A 17,558-nucleotide genomic window follows, 5' to 3' on the forward strand; every position below is an offset into this window, starting at 1 on the left:
TATTTTCCTTGCATCAGTTATGTCAGCTCAATCCTTTAATCAATCTATTCCCCAAATCAGTGTTGAAGAACTCGCGCAGCGGATCAGCCAAGCACCACAAGGACTTCAGCTTATCGACGTGCGAGAACCCCAAGAAGTCGCGATCGCGCATATTCAGGGGTTTGATGTTCTCCCCTTGAGCGAATTTGCCCAATGGTCCGACCAAATCCACAGCCGCTTTGAAGCTGATGCTGAAACCTTGGTGATGTGTCACCATGGTATTCGTTCCGCTCAAATGTGTCAGTGGTTAGCCGATCAGGGGTTTACCAATGTCAAAAATGTCGTTGGTGGAATTGATGCATACTCCGCAACGGTCGATCCTACCATCCCTCGCTACTAGCAGTCGATCATGGCAAGCTACAGAATCCTAGTTTCTTCTGTTATCTTTGGATCAATACTCATCCAACCAGGAAAGCCTGTCACTTAAAAAGTCAGTTTAGCGGCGTTGGCGATTTAACCTATCTTTAGGGATATCTAGGAGAGACATTTCTCCAGAAATTCGCCATAACCCTCATGATTTTAAAGGATTCTGGTGAAAATCTGATTAAGTTCGGCTTTTTTTCAAATGTCTGTACACGTCAGTCTTAATAGTCGGCAACAACATATTCTCTGGGCAACTATCCGTCATTACATTGCGACGGCGGAACCTGTGGGTTCCAAAGTTTTAGCCCACGAGTATGATCTGAGTGTTAGTCCTGCTACAATTCGCTCTTGTATGAGCGTTCTAGAAAAATCTGGCTTACTCTATCAACCTCATACCTCTGCAGGACGGGTTCCCTCGGATTCAGGATATCGGATTTATGTGGATCGGCTGATTAAACCCTCCAATACGTTGGGACGTCAAGCGGAAACATTACTATCGGATCATTTGAAGGGAGACGATTTCAATTTTGAGGCTTTGTTACGGGATGCGGGGCAAATTCTCTCAACCTTGAGTGGGTATATTACCCTGATTACTTTACCTCAAACTCAAACAACACGATTGCGCCATTTGCAATTGGTGTCTGTCGCACCAGGGCGGGTGATGTTGATTGTGGTGACTGATGCCTATCAAACCCAATCCATTGTCATGGAATTACCCTCGGTATCAGAAGATGATCCACCGGATGAAGCGGCTGTTGAGCAAGAGTTACAGATATTATCTAATTTTTTAAGTAGTAAGCTTCGGGGACGTTCTCTGGGTGAATTGGTGAACTTAGACTGGAGTGAACTTGACCGCGAATTTGCCCAGTATGCCGATTTCTTGAAGAAGGTATTGGCAGAATTAACTCGTCCGATGAAAACATCAGTAGCCACGCCGATTTTAGTTCGGGGGATTGCCGAGTTATTGCGTCAGCCAGAATTTGCTGAGTTGCAACAAGTTCAAATGTTGCTGCATCTGTTGGAAGAAGAACAGGAACAACTTTGGCCCCTAATCTTTGAACTTCCTGATAGTTTGAATTCTAAGCGTCGGGCAAAAGTGCGAATTGGCACAGAGAACCCTTTGGAACCGATGCAAACCTGTACGTTAGTTAGTGCGACCTACGAACAGGATAATCTACCCGTAGGCAGTGTGGGAATTCTGGGTCCAACTCGGATGCTATATGAAAACGCGATCGCACTTGTGGAAGCCACGGCTGATTATCTGACGGAGGCGTTGAGTCAGGTGGCGTAGTCATTTGTCTTATGTCATTCGTCATTCGTCTTATGTCATTCGTCTTATGTCATTCGTCAAATTTAGGTTGGGATCAGGGCGGGTTTCGTTGTTTATTTTGAGGCGGGTTAACTCATTTAATCCCTAAACCCGCCCCTACCTCTTGGGGAGGCGATCGCGATTGGGAATCAGGTTGGTTTTATTGTCAGGTTTGAGGTTAATATAGAAGTCTTATATCGGGGCGGTAGATTTAATGTATGGGCTTTATTTAGGGGCAAAATTAATGGATAAACCAATAACCTTTCAACAAAACCCGCCCTTCTCCAACCGTTCACCTCAATCCCCAATTTATCCCGACCGATTTGGGATGCGATCGCGCCTAACAATCGGCTGGGTTGTATTGTCCAGTTTAAGCTTAATCTATAAATCTGATATTGGCACAATAAATCCAATGTAGGGGCGGGTTTAGGGATAAAATTAACCCAGAAACCAATAACCTTTCAACAAAACCCGCCCTTCTCCAACCGTTCACCTCAATCCCCAATTTATCCCGACCGATTTGGGGTGCGATCGCGCCTAACAATCGGCTAGGTTGTATTGTCGAGTTTAAGGTTAATCTAGAAATCTGATATCGGCATAATAAATCCAATGTAGGGGCGGGTAATGTGACAAAATTAACCGATAAACCAATAACCTTTCGACAAAACCCGCCCTTCTCCACCATCATCGCCTATTCGGTAACAATACCAAAATTAGGATTATAGTCGCCGATCCAAACTCGTAAGCTGGGGAATATTTCTTGAGAGTAAGCATCGGCTAGCTTGGGAGTGACGCCGACGCCATAGTGCAGCAGGAATCGCCATTGTTTTTGACTCAATCTCTGTTGCTTTTGCGCTAATTCAATCAGTTGTTTTGCGGTGTCTTCTTGGGGGATAATCACATTAACGTTATTATTCTCAATCATTTGGAAGTGAGTATCGGTATCTTTGAACATAAAACCCTCTCTTCGCTTTTGGATATCCTGCTGATCTAAGTTAACCGCAGGATTGGCTAAAAAGCTTTTGAAATAGTCTTGACAACTGGCTTCATCGTGTAAAGATTGACCCGCTTTGAGTAAATTGCGGGTGATTTGAATTTTGTCCCTGTCTTGCTGCGGAAACCCTTGATTTTTGAGTTCAAATATGGTACATTTAGCGTCGTGTGATTTATGATTCCGGTTGACTCGTCCTGCGGTTTGAATGATGGAATCTAATCCCGCGATCGCACGATACCCAGCCGCGAAGTCTATATCTACTCCGGCTTCGATTAACTGGGTGCTGATTAGATAAACAGGCAAATCTTGGTTCAAGCGATCGCGCACTTGCTTAAGTACCCGGCGACGGTGGGCGGCGTACATATTCGTACTCAGGTGAAAGGTATTTCCCAGTTCCGATAATACCTCAAATCCCTGATGGGCATCTATTTTAGCACTAACAACGATAAGGGCATTCTGCAGGGAACGTTGGCGGATATCCTGGAGTAAATCATGCCAATCCCAGGTTTGTGGCTGATAGTGATACTCGACTCGCTGGAGTGTTTTGGCGTGGTTTTGACGCTGATTTAACGGTACAATATCACGAATTTCTGGCAGATCGAGAATCCCATACCAAGGTTGAGTTGCTGAACAGAATACCACAGAACAGTTCCACTTGTCTACCAATCCCCGTAACATGGACATGATTGGATTGAGGTAGTTTGTTGGTAATGCCTGAACTTCATCTAAAATAATCACACTATTGGTGATGCGATGCACTTTCCGGCATTGGCTGGGGCGGCGACTAAAGAGACTTTCAAACAGTTGAACGGTTGTGGATACAATAACCGGATAATCCCAACCTTGGGCGGCGAATTGGTAACGGTGTAATTCGTCAGTATGGGTATCGAATACCACACCGCTATGATGTTCTAATACGGCATTTTCCGAGAAACTCTCTCGGTAAACTTGGGCGGCTTGTTCAATAATACTGGTAAACGGTGGACAGTAAATAATTCGTTTTTGCTGGTAGTTTTGGGCATGATTGAGGGCAAATGCCATGACACTTAGGGTTTTCCCTCCACCCGTGGGAGTGGTGAGGCGAAAAAATCCCGGTTTCAGCGTAGCGGCGGCTTGACAATGGTGATAAATGTCTCGGCGGATGGCGTTGATAGGGGTATCTGCTGCGTTTTTTATTAGATGGTGATAGTGGGTTTCAAATTGGAGGATTAATTGGTCTATAGTTGCAGGTTTAACGGTATCCCCGTCACCCAAAAATCGGGCAGCACTTTCTCGATCTGCATCCACTAACGCCGAGAAAATAATCCGAATTAATAAGTCTTCGGTGAGGGGATGTTCTGGATGATGGGAAGGACAATTAAAGAAATTATCGCCTAATTCATCTTTGGCGATCGCCTGGATAGATTGCCAATGCTGATCACCTTTCAGCTTCTGCTGGATACCGTCTGCACCACCGAGATTATGTAATCCAGAATGATGTCCTAAAATGGCAAATGCTACGCCATGAAGTCCTTTTTTCCAGGCTAACGCTGCACCATGAATAGCATGTCCAGGAGATTTACATTTATTCCCGGCAATACTAGCTTGTAAATACTGCTGCCAAGCGGGGTCAAATTTACCTAAATCATGCCATTTTCCAGCTAGTTCAGCTAGAGGGTGAACAGAAGCTGCGATCGCGCCTGTTTCTTCTAGGTGTTCTTTAACCGTTTGAACAGTTCCATCTTGACGAGGAGGGCGAGAAATCCGGATGTTAGACTGAGGCGATTGTTCAGAATTTATAGAATGAGTTTGTAGAGATTCTGAATTCATAGTAGGGGATTCCTAATTCATTCTTGCTCCCCTCTCCCCGGCGTGGGAGAGGGGCTGGGGGTGAGGGAGTTTTCATTTATAAATGCTATAAAGGTAATCATACCGAATCCTCAACTGAACAGGAGATGAGTAGCCAAGCCAACGAAATAACCTTCAAAATTTGGGGTGATCGCGCCTTATTTACCCGCCCCGAATTTAAAACTGAACAAGTCACCTATGATGTAATTACCCCCTCCGCCGCCAAAGGAATCGCCGAGTCTATTTTCTGGAAACCTGAAATTCAGTATCAGGTGATTCAGATTAGCCTCCTCAAATCCATTCAGAAAGCTTCGATTCTACGGAATAGCCTAAAATCGCGCCAATCTTATCGTACTGCCAAAACTGGAGGAATCCTAGAAATTGAGCGCGATCGCACCCAGCGACATGCCCTAATTTTAAACGATGTCGCCTATTTTGTCACGATTCAGATGCAGCGTCAGTCTCATGCAACTGATCCCTTAACTAAATATCTGGAAATATTTAAACGCCGATTAGCCAAGGGGCAATGTTTTCAGCAACCCTATTTAGGCTGTCGAGAATTCGTGGCGTATTTTAGTCAGCCAACGGATAATGAACAGCCCATTGATTTAACTACCGATTTAGGATTAATGCTGCATCATATTGAGTTTACATCAGAAGGAGCAAAACCGATATTTTTTCGCGCCTCGATTCAAAAGGGTGTGATGGATTGTCGGGTAGGTTGATGAATCTGGCGACTGGCTGACTTTTCACAGTGGCGCAACGTGAGTGTGAATTGTGTAGGGGCGGGTTTCACCACTATCTTTTCGGTTGCAACCTGATGTAACTAAACCCGCCCCAACTCAGGTTTTTAGACTTCCCCTGAAAAGTCAGGGCGACTGGAAGTCGCAGCTACACAAACCAAGTCCGCCTGCGCGGACTCGACTAGAAAGTCCCCCTTATAGATCCCCCTTCCGTCCCCCTTCAAAAGGGGGAGACCAGATGTTGCTTCGCATTTTTTGCATGGGGATTTAGGGGGATCGAACAATGACATTGACAAACTCCAACTTATAATAAAACTATGACCATACTCGCTGAATTAGTTAAACTCTCCCACACGATTGACCTTCCCGCCAAAGCTTACGCCGAATCTACAATTTACTGGCAAATTATTCTCAATCTCGATGGCAGTTTCAATCGTATTGTCGAACTCACTACCCCCCAATATGACCGCAAAGGCAAAGCCAAAAAGCCGAAACCGGGTCAAAAACTATCCTGTCCCCATATTCGCCGCAATGCGATTCAGCCTAAATTAATTACCGATACCGTTGACTATGTTTTCGGTGATGGAGAAAAAGCCCAAGCCTATCGCGCCCTCTTACAACGTTGTTATCAAGCCACACAAGAACCAGCGGTTCATGCTATCTTAACCTTCCTCAATTCTCATCCTCAACTCGAAGAACTTCAACCCAAGCAAACCGTCACCTTTACCATTGATCAAGTCCCTGGCTATATTCATGATTTACCCGCCGTGCAACAATTTTGGGCGCGATATGTGGATGAAATAACCGCCAGCGATCGCCCGGTGATGCAGTGTTTAGTTACGGGGGAGGAATTACCCGTAACCACGAAGTTTTCCTTGCAGATTAAAGGCGTACCGGGGACAAATTCGGCGGGGGCTTCTTTAATCAGTGCCTATGATAAATCCTGTTGGTCTTACGGGTTATCGGGTGCATTAGTTTCACCAATTAGCGCCGAAGCCGATGAACAATTTTCCCAAGCCCTGAGTTATCTGTTACGGGACGACAATCATCATATTAATATCGGCGGTACAACCTTTGTTTTATGGGCGGATTCTGGGGGAATGACGCGGCATTTATTTGAAACGCCAAGTGTAGAAACCGTGCGAGATTATCTGAATTTATTCCACAAACCGCAACAAATCAACCCCGATTGGGAGTTTAATATTTTGGCGTTATCTGGTTATACCAGTCGATTAGTGGTTCGGGATTGGATTCATGGCAAAGAACCGGAGTTTGTTAACCACTATGAACAATGGTTGAAGCGTCAAGAAGTGATTGGCTGGAATCAGTTTGATAATCGCGGATATTTAGGCGTCTGGCGGTTGGCGGCGGCGGGGTATCGGGAAGCAAAAGAAATCCAAAGTCGTACTGTAACTGCATTGATGCGAAATGCTGTTTATGGTGAACCCTTACCCATGGATTTAATCCAACGAGTTTGTAGTCGAAATCGAATTGAGCAAACCGTGAGTTATCCCCGTGCGGTGCTATTAAATATGTATAGTGAAGGAGTGAAACAAGTGAGGAAACAGCAAGGGAAAAAGGTGATGACAGATGAAGAAGCGATCGCGTTTCAGTATGGGCGACTTTTAGCTACCTACGCCAAGTTACAACGGGCGGCTCAAAAAAGCGAGTTAGCTAATACCAATGCAGTGAAATGTTATGCCACAGCGGGATTTTCTCCCGTTCCCATGAGTCATCGCCTCGCATCGGGGGCAAAAAATCATTTAGCTGTATTAGAGGGTGGATTAGCCCAGTGGTTTGTCTCCCAGCTTGCCCAGATTAATAGCGCGATCGCAGAATTGGCTCAAACTACAGCCATTCCCACTACGTTTAGTATTGGCGCTCAAGCTTATTTTGATTTAGGCTTTTGGAGTGAGTTGAATACGAATAAAAGCAAAGCGGAAACAACCGATGAATGATGTCACAAATTACCAATAACCAATGAGGAAGGACAAAGAACCAATGACGACTCACCTTGACCCCAGCAAAAAACATGACTTTATCTGGCTATTTGACTGCACCAATGGCAATCCCAATGGTGATCCGGATGCCGATAATACACCCCGAACCGACTTACAAACCGGACATGGATTAGTCACCGATGCTTGTCTAAAACGCAAGATTCGCAACTTTGTCACCCTGGCATCAGATCAGCGAATTTCTGTCAGTGAAGGCGCTATTTTAAATGAGGCAATTGATGAGGCGGTTTCGGCTAAAGGGTTGACGGATAAAGTAGATGCCAAGAAAAAAAGGCTAACCAATCCCAAAGATGTTGACGAAGCACGGGATTGGATGTGTCAGCATTTCTATGACATTCGTATGTTTGGCGCGGTTTTATCTACGGGGAAAAATGCCGGACAAGTGCGTGGTGCGGTACAATTAACCTTTGGGGAATCTCTTGATCCGGTGTTACCGATGAATTTATCGATTACCCGGTGTGCAGCAACGGATAGCAATGAACAGGGGAAAGAGAATAAAACCATGGGGCGGAAAAATATTATTCCCTACGGATTGTATAAAGCGCATGGGTTTTATTGTCCGCAATTTGCCAAACAAACTGGGGTAACGGAGGCGGATTTAGCGTTATTTTGGCAAGCATTAGTCAAGTGTTTTGAGTTTGATCGTTCCTCCGCCAGGGGAATGATGGCAACTCGTGGGGTATGGGTGTTTAGTCACGAGTCGGCGTTGGGAAATTATCCGACTCATAAACTGTTTGAGTTATTGAAGATGGAAAACCGCACACCGGAAAAACCACCACGAGTATATAGTGATTATGATGTGCGGATTGTGGGTGATATTCCAGAAAATGTGGCTTGGCAAAAATTAGATTAATTCGGGTTTTGTTTGTCCCGTTTCGTTTCAATCCTCAATCCCCCCGAAGGGGAATTGTCACGTCCAAGCTAAAGCAAAGTCGATTCAGCCTGAAATGTTTCAATCCTCAATCCCCCCGAAGGGGAATTGTCACATAAGAATTACAACCGTCTAATTGAAAAAGCAGGTTTCAATCCTCAATCCCCCCGAAGGGGAATTGTCACTCAATTAGGGTGTATTTGCCTGATGTATCCTGTACGTTTCAATCCTCAATCCCCCCGAAGGGGAATTGTCACGCTAGCGAACCCAAAGCACCACCCAACCCTGCTTGTGTTTCAATCCTCAATCCCCCCGAAGGGGAATTGTCACTGCCGCATCCTGAAAACCTCTCCCAGAAAGAAGTTGCGCTCCCAAATGCGACAACCCCTTAATTTTAACTCTTGGACTAGCCAACCCAAAGTCCTAAAATCGCTGAAACCCTTACAGCGTAAGGTGCGACAACCTCCCGAACAGATAAAAAGCCCCAAAGCCTTACCCCCACTGCATTACAGCCAAAAATTTAGGTTCGCTCAAAAAAACACCTACCCCTTGTCGCAAAATACAGAGGGTTGAAACTATTGCCTATAGCCTTTCCCCACCACAAGACTTATTCAGCAGTCCCTAAGTATATCACCATTTTAGCTGTGTCACGTCCGTAGGGGCGCAAGCCTTGCGCCCAGAAGGTTTACGCTCGATTCTGTTGGCTTTCCTTACGTCAACCCAACCTAAACCCTGACAGCTTGCCAATTATAAGCGGCGAGTCATTGCCATGACAGAATCAACAGTCAATTGAGGCAAATTACCCAAAATAGGCAAAGCCTCTGAACCTGAACAGATGGTTGGTAAGTTATCTCCCTGCCATACCCAAACCTGTTCACTTCCGGGGTCAATTAACCAAGCTAATTGTGTACCATTGCTGAGACAATGGAGAATCTTTTTCTGTAAATCTAACGTACTTTGGTCAGGTGAGCGAATTTCAATCAACCAATCGGGTGCGCCATCAAAAGGTCTATCCTCTTCCGACAGACGATCAATCCTAATAATAGAGATATCTGGGACTGGAGAATAGGGCGGAACTAAACAACGTAGTTCTTGTACCGCTTCAAACCTATCTGTATGACGGTTAATATAATTAACCAGATTGCGTTGTAGCCGCGAGTGAAAAAGGGTTGGCATCGGCTTTTGTATCGCACACCCATTGATCAATTCCCACGCTGGAGACGACTCAATATTAGGTTGAGACAGAAATTCAGTGAGTGCGGTAGTGAGGATTGAACTCATTAGGGTTGGCTGAATCAGTATTGTGGTGAAGGGAGGGAACAGGGAATGGCAAACCAAACGCAGCTAATAACTTGGGTTACTCTTCGAGAATGATCTGCCTAGTTAGCCACCCCTGTTATAATTCAGTCCGCGTAGGCGGACTTTGCTTGTGTAGCAGCGATTTCAATCGCCGTGGCAAAAAGAGGGTAACAAAAGCGGATTTGATCTGACATACTAATCCGAACAAGATTGCTCAAATCTCTTAATCTTCTCTACATCCTGGGGTTCACCTGGCGGTACAGTTCTCTCATCCATAAAATACATCTCAAAACTCTCCAATTCCTTACCGCCTTCATTGGTAGCATTCCACGTTCGACAGAGATACTGTCCATAATAAGGATAAAGCTTTTTACCGATCGCTCGATTTAAATTGATGAAATAAACCCGCCATTGCTGATTCCCATACATCGCCTTTAGCTGCTTAGGAGTCGGCTTTTCCCAATTCACAGAATCCCCACCCAGGAGAACATCGATTTCACTGCCATTCTTCAGTTTACCTTCAATCACATGCCAACCATCATCTAGAGGCGGTGACGGAGCAAAAATACTCCACGACTGATCCAATCGCGTCAAACGACTCACCGGATCAATGCGCTGAAATGTCCTGCGATTCAAAAACTTATGCGTCGCACTAATCCAGTCATCTTTCTCAATCGGTCTTCGGGTAAAGGTTTGAGCCGCAAAACTCCTGAGATTCCAAATAAAGGTAAACATCAGTAAAAATAACGCGATCGCATTCAGCAGCCGTGAAGGACGCACCTCAATCGGGCGAAACTTGAGCGGCTTCGTCAACATTCCCGCTGTGCGTCGATTGGTGGCTATTGTCTCATAAAACCTCGTCCCTGCTGCCATGACTGGACGCCATCTCAACACCCTAGCCAAAAACCCAAATAACGGCGACAGACTAACCACATAGGCGATAGCTTCAAACTTAAAATGCCGATTGTCTTGCCAATCCACAACCACCCAGGAATTTTGGGCTTCCATATCCGCACATATAGACGCATCATCTTGAGCCATCAGTAACGGAGTTCTCGGCAAAATTAAAAACGTGCGAATCAGGTGGACAACCTTCTTACAAAAGCCACAATCGGCATCATAATAAATCCTTAATCCCCGACGTTTATCGGTATTCAACCGCTTAGCCAGTCCATCCCAAACCGGACTCGGAAGCAACGCCAACCACGTCGCCATACTCAGAAACGATAAAACCCCCAGTTCAAAACTTAACTCAAATCCCACATGTAACAGAATAAACGAAACAATCGCCACGCAGCGGAAAAAGCTATTCCGGAAGGGAATAAATATCATCAACGGTCCCATCCATTCAAACCAGAGGGCGCTGAATGTAATCGCTTTTAACAAAAGTGGCGGAAAGCTCAGTAAAAATAGACCAAATCCTGATACATACTGATCGAAACTTAAAGAATAATAAACCGCATCGCCTTGGGGCCACCAAATCTCACTCTGGGTTTTATATGCCGCCGACCACATATAAATAAAGCAGAGTTGTACCATCAAGGCAAACGTCGCACCAGAGACAACCTGCTTCGGTAACGGTTTGGTCGATGTATTCAGCGCACTATCCACCGAATAACAGGCACCCAAGGGTAAAAACATAGCCCAAAATAGGATGGCTCGCAGCACATCATCGGCGGCAAAAATTAACGCCGGATTGCGGTTTTGTAGGGAGATCACCAACGCCCACGTCGCAATTGTTGCTAGTCGGGTGCGATATCCCACCAACATCGCCAAAGCGATAAAAAATGCCAATAAAAAAAGTAGCCCTTGGACAAAAGGCTGACCGCTAATTAAATGGATCGAAAAGTACCAGGAATTGAGGAATTCGTCAATTAGGGCGCTACGCGGGAGAATCCCATAATCCGTATAATGAGCATTTAACCCTTTAACCCGGATGATTAAATCCCAAATCACCATCAACGCCAGACCGATGCGAAAAACCGCTAGCGATCGCAGGTCAAGCCCAAACACTTCCTCTATCTTAGCGGCTAAAGGACGTTTAGTTTTTGCTTTATCACCAACCATAATAAAATAAACCTTCTTTTGTATCGATGTTGTATCGATAAAATCCATTCAGCAATTGAACCCGTTTAAAGTTAGCCCGATGAACTCCGAAAATTTGACATTTCCTGACTTAACTTACTTCGCCCCGGTGCGGTCTTTCTTAACAAAGGGTTCTAATCCTTCAGCCAGTTCTCTCGCTCTAATTTTCCGACTGTCCGGTAAAAGGTGGTGGTGCGTATCCGCAAACAAACTCGAATCGCTTTTTAGGTTAAACGTCTCTGGATCATAGGCGATTACAGGGGCAATTTTTTCTAACTCCGTCGCAATCTTTCTCATATTCGCGATCGACTCTTGCTCCGTACTACCATAGACCCAAGGTAAGGACAACACTAAAGTACCGCCTTTGGCTTCCACCTGCTCCCGAAATTCAGTGATTCGTTCTATGGCATGATCAGAAATCGATTGCTTAATTCGCCATTTCCACCACTTACCGTGGCGGACTTTTGTCACTGTGGGGTCTCCTCGGTCAGTAAAGGGATCGGAGTAATATCCCGTCATTTCGCCTTTTTCGATCAAGTCTACTGTCGATTTCGTTAGCCCTCGTAGAGTTGGTGTCCCCACCAGCAATAAGTTTTCAGCGAGTTGCTTGGGCGGAACATCACCCAAACCCGGTCGTCCAATGGCAATACCAAACGGCACTGAACGGTCTAACAATCCATCATCATCTAAAAGAATTAAATCTTCAGGAATAAGCAGAACAATATCTCCAAGGCTTACTTGCTCTAAAGTACTAGGCAGGATTACATTCAGCCCCACCGGTCCATCCAATCCTAGGTTGAACACCGGAATACCCAGTTCCGCTTCTATCGCCGCCGCACTCGTGGCATAATTCGCTCCTGAACCCCCCACAATCAGCACTCGGGTTGGTGCTTGTACTTGTTCAGCAACTGCCATCTTGTGTTCGTACATTTTTCGCAGGAAGCTTAATTCACCGCCATGGTGGACGTTATAAATGTAACCGAGTGACCAGGCGATACCCGCTGTGATTAACCAAGATCCGAGCTTAAAGAGTTTCCACATAAAATTAAAACTATATAACTATACAACCGTTAATTGTAAAGGTTAGGTGAAGGATACGCCATCAACGTGCCATAATATTTTACGTTTTGTAAATAAATATGAGTATAATCCTCTAAAGACTACCAGGGTTGTCAAGCTGTATTGGTCAAAAACAATGATTTTCCTAGAATAAACGAAATTTTCGGTGGTTGCCACAGCTTTTTAAATAAATGTAAAATAAAGGGCAACCGTTGCAAATCACGACGCTGCCAAGGAACTCAGTTATATAATGATAATGATCAAGTTGTTGCTTGACGCCATGTCGCCTAAACCACTCTGCTAGAGACAACGTTCGGGTTGATGATTAATCGCCATCATACACACTCATGAAAATCAAGCTTGAGCCGATTCCTCTAGGGATCATTGTCATTGGAGTGTTATTTTCACTCTATTTACAATTTCAAATTCCCGAAGATACGTATTTTAGCGGCGATGCTGCGCTCAAATCCTTACTAGCACAGCAATTAAGTACTGGTGAATGGCGCTTTGATCTTTGGCAACCCACAGAAGCCTGGGTGCGAAATCTTTGGCAGGATGGATTATATCCTTATGCACCACCGTTTGTCTACAATATAGCTGGGCGCTATTACATTACCTTTCCCTTTACGTTTCCCCTAATCACCGCACCATTTTATGCGCTTTTTGGCTTCAGAGGTCTTTATCTGGTTCCGTTAGTTGCTACATGGGCAATCTGGGGTACTTTCTCTCTTACCTGTAAACGTTTAAAGGTTAGTGTATTTCATACCTCAATTGCCTTAATTAGTCTGATCTTTGCCTCGCACTTAACCCTGTATAGTGCCATGTATTGGGAGCATAGCCTTGCCGTTGCGCTTTGCTTTGCAGGTATGGCAATGCTGCTAATGCTCGGATATCCATCGGGTTTATCGAAACCCAGTGCTTTAGTCAGTGGAGGTTTAATCGGTTTATCGGCTTGGTTTAGACCTGAGTTTTTGTCTATGGTGGCGACGTTATCGGCTTTGGTGATTATTGCCGCCTTAGCGAAGAGTAATTTTTTGAATTTATTTAATAAGTTTAATTTCAAATCTATCCATTATTTAGCCAAAAACAAAGAAACGTTTATCGCGAGTATGTTCGTGGCAGTTAGCCTATTTTTTGTCGCTAACAAACTGGTTTACGGTCTTTTTCTGGGGATGCATGCTGTAGAAATCGTCGAGGAGTTCTCTTGGACTCGCCGCCTTGCCGAGGCTTGGGGCAATTTTCAGGAACTCAGTGTCGTCGGGTTTGAGTACTTCCCGATCGCCTTTTTTCCGCTACTTTACTTGCTCTTGTATGGCTTTAGGAAACTCGAAGCTAAACTGAACCTAAAACTTGTCACTCTGGGTATAATCGGTCTATTAATTGCCGCCGCTGGGTATCTGTTTCTGACCGGAGGTGCGGCTGAGTTAAAGACAGCGATTAAGCAATATAGTCTGCCAATCTTTCTCGCGATCGCGTGGCTGTATGTGTTCAGAAAAATTGAGGTAAAATTCAATGCTAGGATAGGGGTAATTTATCTAATCTGTGTGATGTTCACCGCCGGTGCTTGTTTATTGTTAGATTCTGGTGCGGACGAGATTGCGGTTGGGGGTAAGCAGTGGGGACCGCGATACTTATTATCTCTGATCCCCCTAGTCACCTGGGTAACAATAGAGGAGCTAAATTTCATCAAGGACAGATCACGTCCCCTTTTCCAATACATCAGCATTTTTACCATCGTTGTCCTTTTAGCCATTGGCATCCACAAAAACACCTACTTAGGAACATTGGCGTTGCAGAAGGCTCATCAAGGTGTTCCTCCCGCCATCCAACTCTTGCGAGAAACTCCAGAACGGGTGATTGCAGTTTCTCATCAATACGCGGCTCAATTACTAGAACCCCCTCTTAGAGGCGAAAAGTTCTTTTTCCAGGCGGAAACTAGCAATGATTTGGTTAAATTAAGTAAAGTGTTAGTGGAGCAGAATCAGGATCAATTTATTTATGTATGTTATCCTTATCGAAAATGCCAGCCACCTGAAGATAGTCAGGATAATCTCCAATTCACTAAAGGTGAGCAGCGCTTTCAGATTGAATTGTCTAATTTAGGTCAGTTTGGCAAATATCCCATCTACGAAGCCTCGATTAAGCAACCCTTGTAGACGAGTAATCGTTGAGCTATACTTTAAGTCTTAGCTACAGCCCCAATGTCGTCTTGATTAAGCACTACTTTGAGAACCCCAATGTTAATAAAACCTCGCAAAAAACAACTACAAGAAATAGTTCATAACCAAGAAGTATTTGCCATTATTATTAGCACTGAATTTAACCAACCAGGTATTCACTTTTTTACCCCCGACAGCTTTTCGCAACAGCTAGCCTATATGAGGCATCCGACGGGAAAAACAATTACTCCTCACATCCACAATCAAGTCCGTCGAGAAGTCTTTTATACCCAGGAAGTTCTGTTTATTAAACAAGGAAAACTCCGAGTCGATTTTTATGACGACCAGCAACAGTATTTAGAGAGTCATATCCTAGAAGCTGGGGATGTCATTCTCCTAATTAAAGGAGGACATGGCTTTGAAGTCTTAGAAGAAATAGAAATGATTGAAGTCAAGCAAGGTCCTTATGTGGGGAATGAGGACAAGACTCGTTTCCCCGGCGTTGAGAGCAAACAGGTCAAGATAACGGATTAACCAACTATGGGAGAACCAATTCCGGTCAATGAACCTCTGTTAGACGGCAAAGAAAAGCAATATCTCAATGAATGTATAGACACCGGATGGATTTCGTCTGAAGGACCATTCGTCAAGCAATTTGAAGCCGAATTTGCCACTCGTGTAGAACGAAAACATGGCATAGCCGTGAGTAATGGCTCCATGGCTCTAGACGCGGCTATCGTTGCTCTAGGAATTGGTGCAGGGGATGAAGTCATTTTGCCCACATTCACGATTATCTCCTGTGCTGCTGCGATTGTGAGGGCGGGGGCGATTCCAGTTGTCGTGGATAGTAACCCTGACACCTGGAATATGGATGTTGAGCAGATAGAAGCAAAGATTACCCCCAAAACCAAAGCGATTATGGTTGTCCACATCTACGGCTTACCTGTAGAGATGGACGCCATCCAAGCGTTAGCCCAAAAATATAAATTATTGGTGATTGAAGATGCGGCGGAAATGCATGGTCAAACCTATAAGGGGAAACCTTGTGGCAGTTTAGGTGATATTAGTACCTTCAGCTTTTATCCCAACAAACACATTACCACCGGTGAAGGGGGAATGATCGTCACCGATGACGACAACCTAGCGCAACGCTGTCGTTCTCTGCGAAATCTGTGTTTTCAACCCCAGCAGCGTTTTGTCCATGAAGACTTAGGCTGGAACCTACGCATGACAAACTTACAAGCCGCCGTCGGACTGGCTCAATTAGAGCGGTTGGATGAATTTGTAAGTCGTAAACGCCAGATGGGACAACGTTACACAGAACTTCTTGGGAATGTAGCCGGTTTAGAGTTACCCCTTCCCCGCACCGATTATGCAGAAAACATTTACTGGGTGTATGGTGTCGTCTTAACCGATGACGTGCCTTTTGATGCGAAAGAGGCAATGAAACGATTAAGAGAGGAGAAAATTGGCAGTCGCCCATTCTTTTGGTCCATGCATGAACAGCCTGTGTTTCATAAGATGGGACTATTCAAAGGGGAGTCTTACGCTGTCGCTGAACGTTTAGCCCGTCGAGGCTTCTATATTCCCAGTGGTATGGCGTTAACCCCTGAACAGATAGAACGAGTCGCTGCCACAGTTAAAGAGGTTTTACTGGAAGCGGGGCAATAACACAGAACCAGACTCCTAACATTTCTAGGGGATTAGACACTGTAACCTAATCCCTGCTCACACAGCTAAAATTGTGGAATAGGTTAGGTTCGTAGTAGGGGCTTTAGCCCCTGATTTTAAATAAATTAAGGCTGGTGGGCAGTGCCCAGCCTACTACGGTAGCTACGGTAGCATTTTGGAGGAGGCGCTCATACAATCTTCCCTCAACTATTGCCTGTTGCCTGTTCCCTCCCCTCACCACAAGACTCCCGACAGCAGCCCCTAAGTTCAGGATTTTTTCCGAGAAAGCTGCCAGATAGTTGACACATATTTGCGTCCTTTGACCAAGTAATCCCACAAGTTCAGACCCGTTTTGCTCTCGCCTGCTGTACGAGGTACGCAGATGTAAGGGATTTCGACGAGTCGGTAGTCCAGTCGTTTGGCACGGTATAACAAATCAATGCAGTATTCACCATAACCCCCACGCAGCTTGATGCGCTCCAATACTTCGGCACGGGCGGCGATGAAGCCGCTGGTATAATCATGTATCCGGCTGTATAGCATCACTCTGGCGAAGGAATTGATAATCCAACTCAGGGTGCGAGCCATTAAACCGTGAGCTCTATCAGTTCCCCCCGGAACCCACCGGGAACCAAAGGCAACATCGGCTTCGTTTTTCTGGATAGCTTGCACCAGTCGGGGTACGTTTTCAGGGGGCATAGAAAGGTCACAATCCATCCAAGTGACAATTCCAGCCTTATAGGTGTGAATTGCTTCATCAATGCCGCGCTGGATAGCCGAGGTTAGCCCTTTTTCACCAATACGCCGGACTAAGGCAACCCCTACCGTGTTGCCATCCTCTGGTGAAGTAGAGGAAATAGGATAGCGATCGGCAAACTGTTCTACAATCTCCCATGTGCCATCAGGAGAGTTGTCATCAATCACAAGCACCAGGTAGGGTGCGGTGTTACTTGCCAGCAGGCGCTCAATCAGCGCACTGATATTGTCACGCTCGTTGTAGGTCGGCAAGACCGTACAAACCAGTTGATTAGGTGATGCATCTTGAAGGTCGGACATTTATCCTCTCTAGGTGACCCATTGAAGGTGAAAGGGTAGCCTAGAATAAAATACTCTGAGAGTAA

At 45.2% G+C, this 17,558-nt stretch carries 14 protein-coding genes and 1 CRISPR repeat array; of the genes, 8 read left to right on the forward strand and 6 right to left on the reverse strand.

Annotated elements, in window-relative coordinates:
- Positions 1-19 precede the first annotated feature (19 nt).
- Both RIG66_RS08755 and hrcA read left to right on the forward strand, forming a co-directional pair.
- Entirely contained in the window at positions 20-379 is a 360-nt protein-coding gene (locus RIG66_RS08755) for a rhodanese-like domain-containing protein (RefSeq protein ID WP_446377136.1), read from the forward strand.
- A 225-nt stretch (positions 380-604) separates the two neighbouring features.
- Positions 605-1,693, forward strand: a complete 1,089-nt coding sequence (gene hrcA, locus RIG66_RS08760; RefSeq protein WP_446377138.1) for a heat-inducible transcriptional repressor HrcA — start codon at positions 605-607, stop codon at positions 1,691-1,693.
- A 394-nt stretch (positions 1,694-2,087) separates the two neighbouring features.
- Here the strand turns inward: hrcA and RIG66_RS08765 are convergent, their stop codons facing one another.
- Both RIG66_RS08765 and RIG66_RS08770 read right to left on the reverse strand, forming a co-directional pair.
- Positions 2,088-2,399 (reverse strand): hypothetical protein, encoded by a 312-nt coding sequence (locus RIG66_RS08765; protein WP_446377140.1) that lies wholly within the window; start codon positions 2,397-2,399, stop codon positions 2,088-2,090.
- A gap of 3 nt (positions 2,400-2,402) precedes the next feature.
- On the reverse strand, positions 2,403-4,514 hold the full coding sequence (locus RIG66_RS08770; protein WP_446377142.1) for a CRISPR-associated endonuclease Cas3'': 2,112 nt from the start codon (positions 4,512-4,514) through the stop codon (positions 2,403-2,405).
- A gap of 125 nt (positions 4,515-4,639) precedes the next feature.
- Between RIG66_RS08770 and cas5c the strand changes: the two genes are divergently transcribed.
- The 3 genes from cas5c to cas7c all read left to right on the forward strand — a co-directional run bounded on the left by cas5c (position 4,640) and on the right by cas7c (position 8,146).
- Positions 4,640-5,257, forward strand: coding sequence for a type I-C CRISPR-associated protein Cas5c (gene cas5c / locus RIG66_RS08775; RefSeq protein WP_446377144.1), 618 nt, complete (start codon positions 4,640-4,642; stop codon positions 5,255-5,257).
- Positions 5,258-5,592: 335 nt separating this feature from the next.
- A complete protein-coding gene (cas8c, locus tag RIG66_RS08780) occupies positions 5,593-7,233 on the forward strand; it encodes a type I-C CRISPR-associated protein Cas8c/Csd1 (protein WP_446377146.1) in 1,641 nt (546 codons plus the stop codon).
- A 22-nt stretch (positions 7,234-7,255) separates the two neighbouring features.
- Positions 7,256-8,146, forward strand: a complete 891-nt coding sequence (cas7c, locus tag RIG66_RS08785; RefSeq protein ID WP_446377148.1) for a type I-C CRISPR-associated protein Cas7/Csd2 — start codon at positions 7,256-7,258, stop codon at positions 8,144-8,146.
- 24 nt (positions 8,147-8,170) lie between these two features.
- Positions 8,171-8,494: direct repeats of the CRISPR family, unit length 37 nt; unit sequence GTTTCAATCCTCAATCCCCCCGAAGGGGAATTGTCAC.
- Positions 8,495-8,911: 417 nt separating this feature from the next.
- Here the strand turns inward: cas7c and RIG66_RS08790 are convergent.
- The 3 genes from RIG66_RS08790 to RIG66_RS08800 form a co-directional block, all read right to left on the reverse strand.
- On the reverse strand, positions 8,912-9,445 hold the full coding sequence (locus RIG66_RS08790) for a Uma2 family endonuclease (RefSeq protein WP_446377150.1): 534 nt from the start codon (positions 9,443-9,445) through the stop codon (positions 8,912-8,914).
- 213 nt (positions 9,446-9,658) lie between these two features.
- Complete coding sequence (locus tag RIG66_RS08795; RefSeq protein WP_446377152.1) at positions 9,659-11,530, reverse strand: DCC1-like thiol-disulfide oxidoreductase family protein; 1,872 nt, start codon at positions 11,528-11,530, stop codon at positions 9,659-9,661.
- Positions 11,531-11,644: 114 nt separating this feature from the next.
- Positions 11,645-12,589 carry a hypothetical protein gene (locus RIG66_RS08800; protein ID WP_446377154.1) on the reverse strand — a complete coding sequence of 315 codons (945 nt, stop codon included), beginning with the start codon at positions 12,587-12,589 and terminating at the stop codon, positions 11,645-11,647.
- 365 nt (positions 12,590-12,954) lie between these two features.
- Between RIG66_RS08800 and RIG66_RS08805 the strand changes: the two genes are divergently transcribed.
- The 3 genes from RIG66_RS08805 to RIG66_RS08815 all read left to right on the forward strand — a co-directional run bounded on the left by RIG66_RS08805 (position 12,955) and on the right by RIG66_RS08815 (position 16,437).
- Positions 12,955-14,763, forward strand: a complete 1,809-nt coding sequence (locus RIG66_RS08805) for an LA_3751/LA_3752 family putative glycosyltransferase (RefSeq protein WP_446377156.1) — start codon at positions 12,955-12,957, stop codon at positions 14,761-14,763.
- 81 nt (positions 14,764-14,844) lie between these two features.
- On the forward strand, positions 14,845-15,300 hold the full coding sequence (locus RIG66_RS08810; protein ID WP_446377158.1) for a hypothetical protein: 456 nt from the start codon (positions 14,845-14,847) through the stop codon (positions 15,298-15,300).
- Between the two features lie 6 nt (positions 15,301-15,306).
- Positions 15,307-16,437 (forward strand): DegT/DnrJ/EryC1/StrS family aminotransferase, encoded by a 1,131-nt coding sequence (locus RIG66_RS08815; protein ID WP_446377160.1) that lies wholly within the window; start codon positions 15,307-15,309, stop codon positions 16,435-16,437.
- 267 nt (positions 16,438-16,704) lie between these two features.
- Here RIG66_RS08815 and RIG66_RS08820 read toward each other — a convergent pair whose 3' ends face one another.
- Positions 16,705-17,493, reverse strand: a complete 789-nt coding sequence (locus tag RIG66_RS08820; RefSeq protein ID WP_446377162.1) for a polyprenol monophosphomannose synthase — start codon at positions 17,491-17,493, stop codon at positions 16,705-16,707.
- Positions 17,494-17,558 lie beyond the last annotated feature (65 nt).

Origin of the sequence: Coleofasciculus sp. E2-BRE-01, from assembly GCF_040221695.1 — a bacterium.
Lineage (GTDB): Bacteria > Cyanobacteriota > Cyanobacteriia > Cyanobacteriales > Coleofasciculaceae > Coleofasciculus.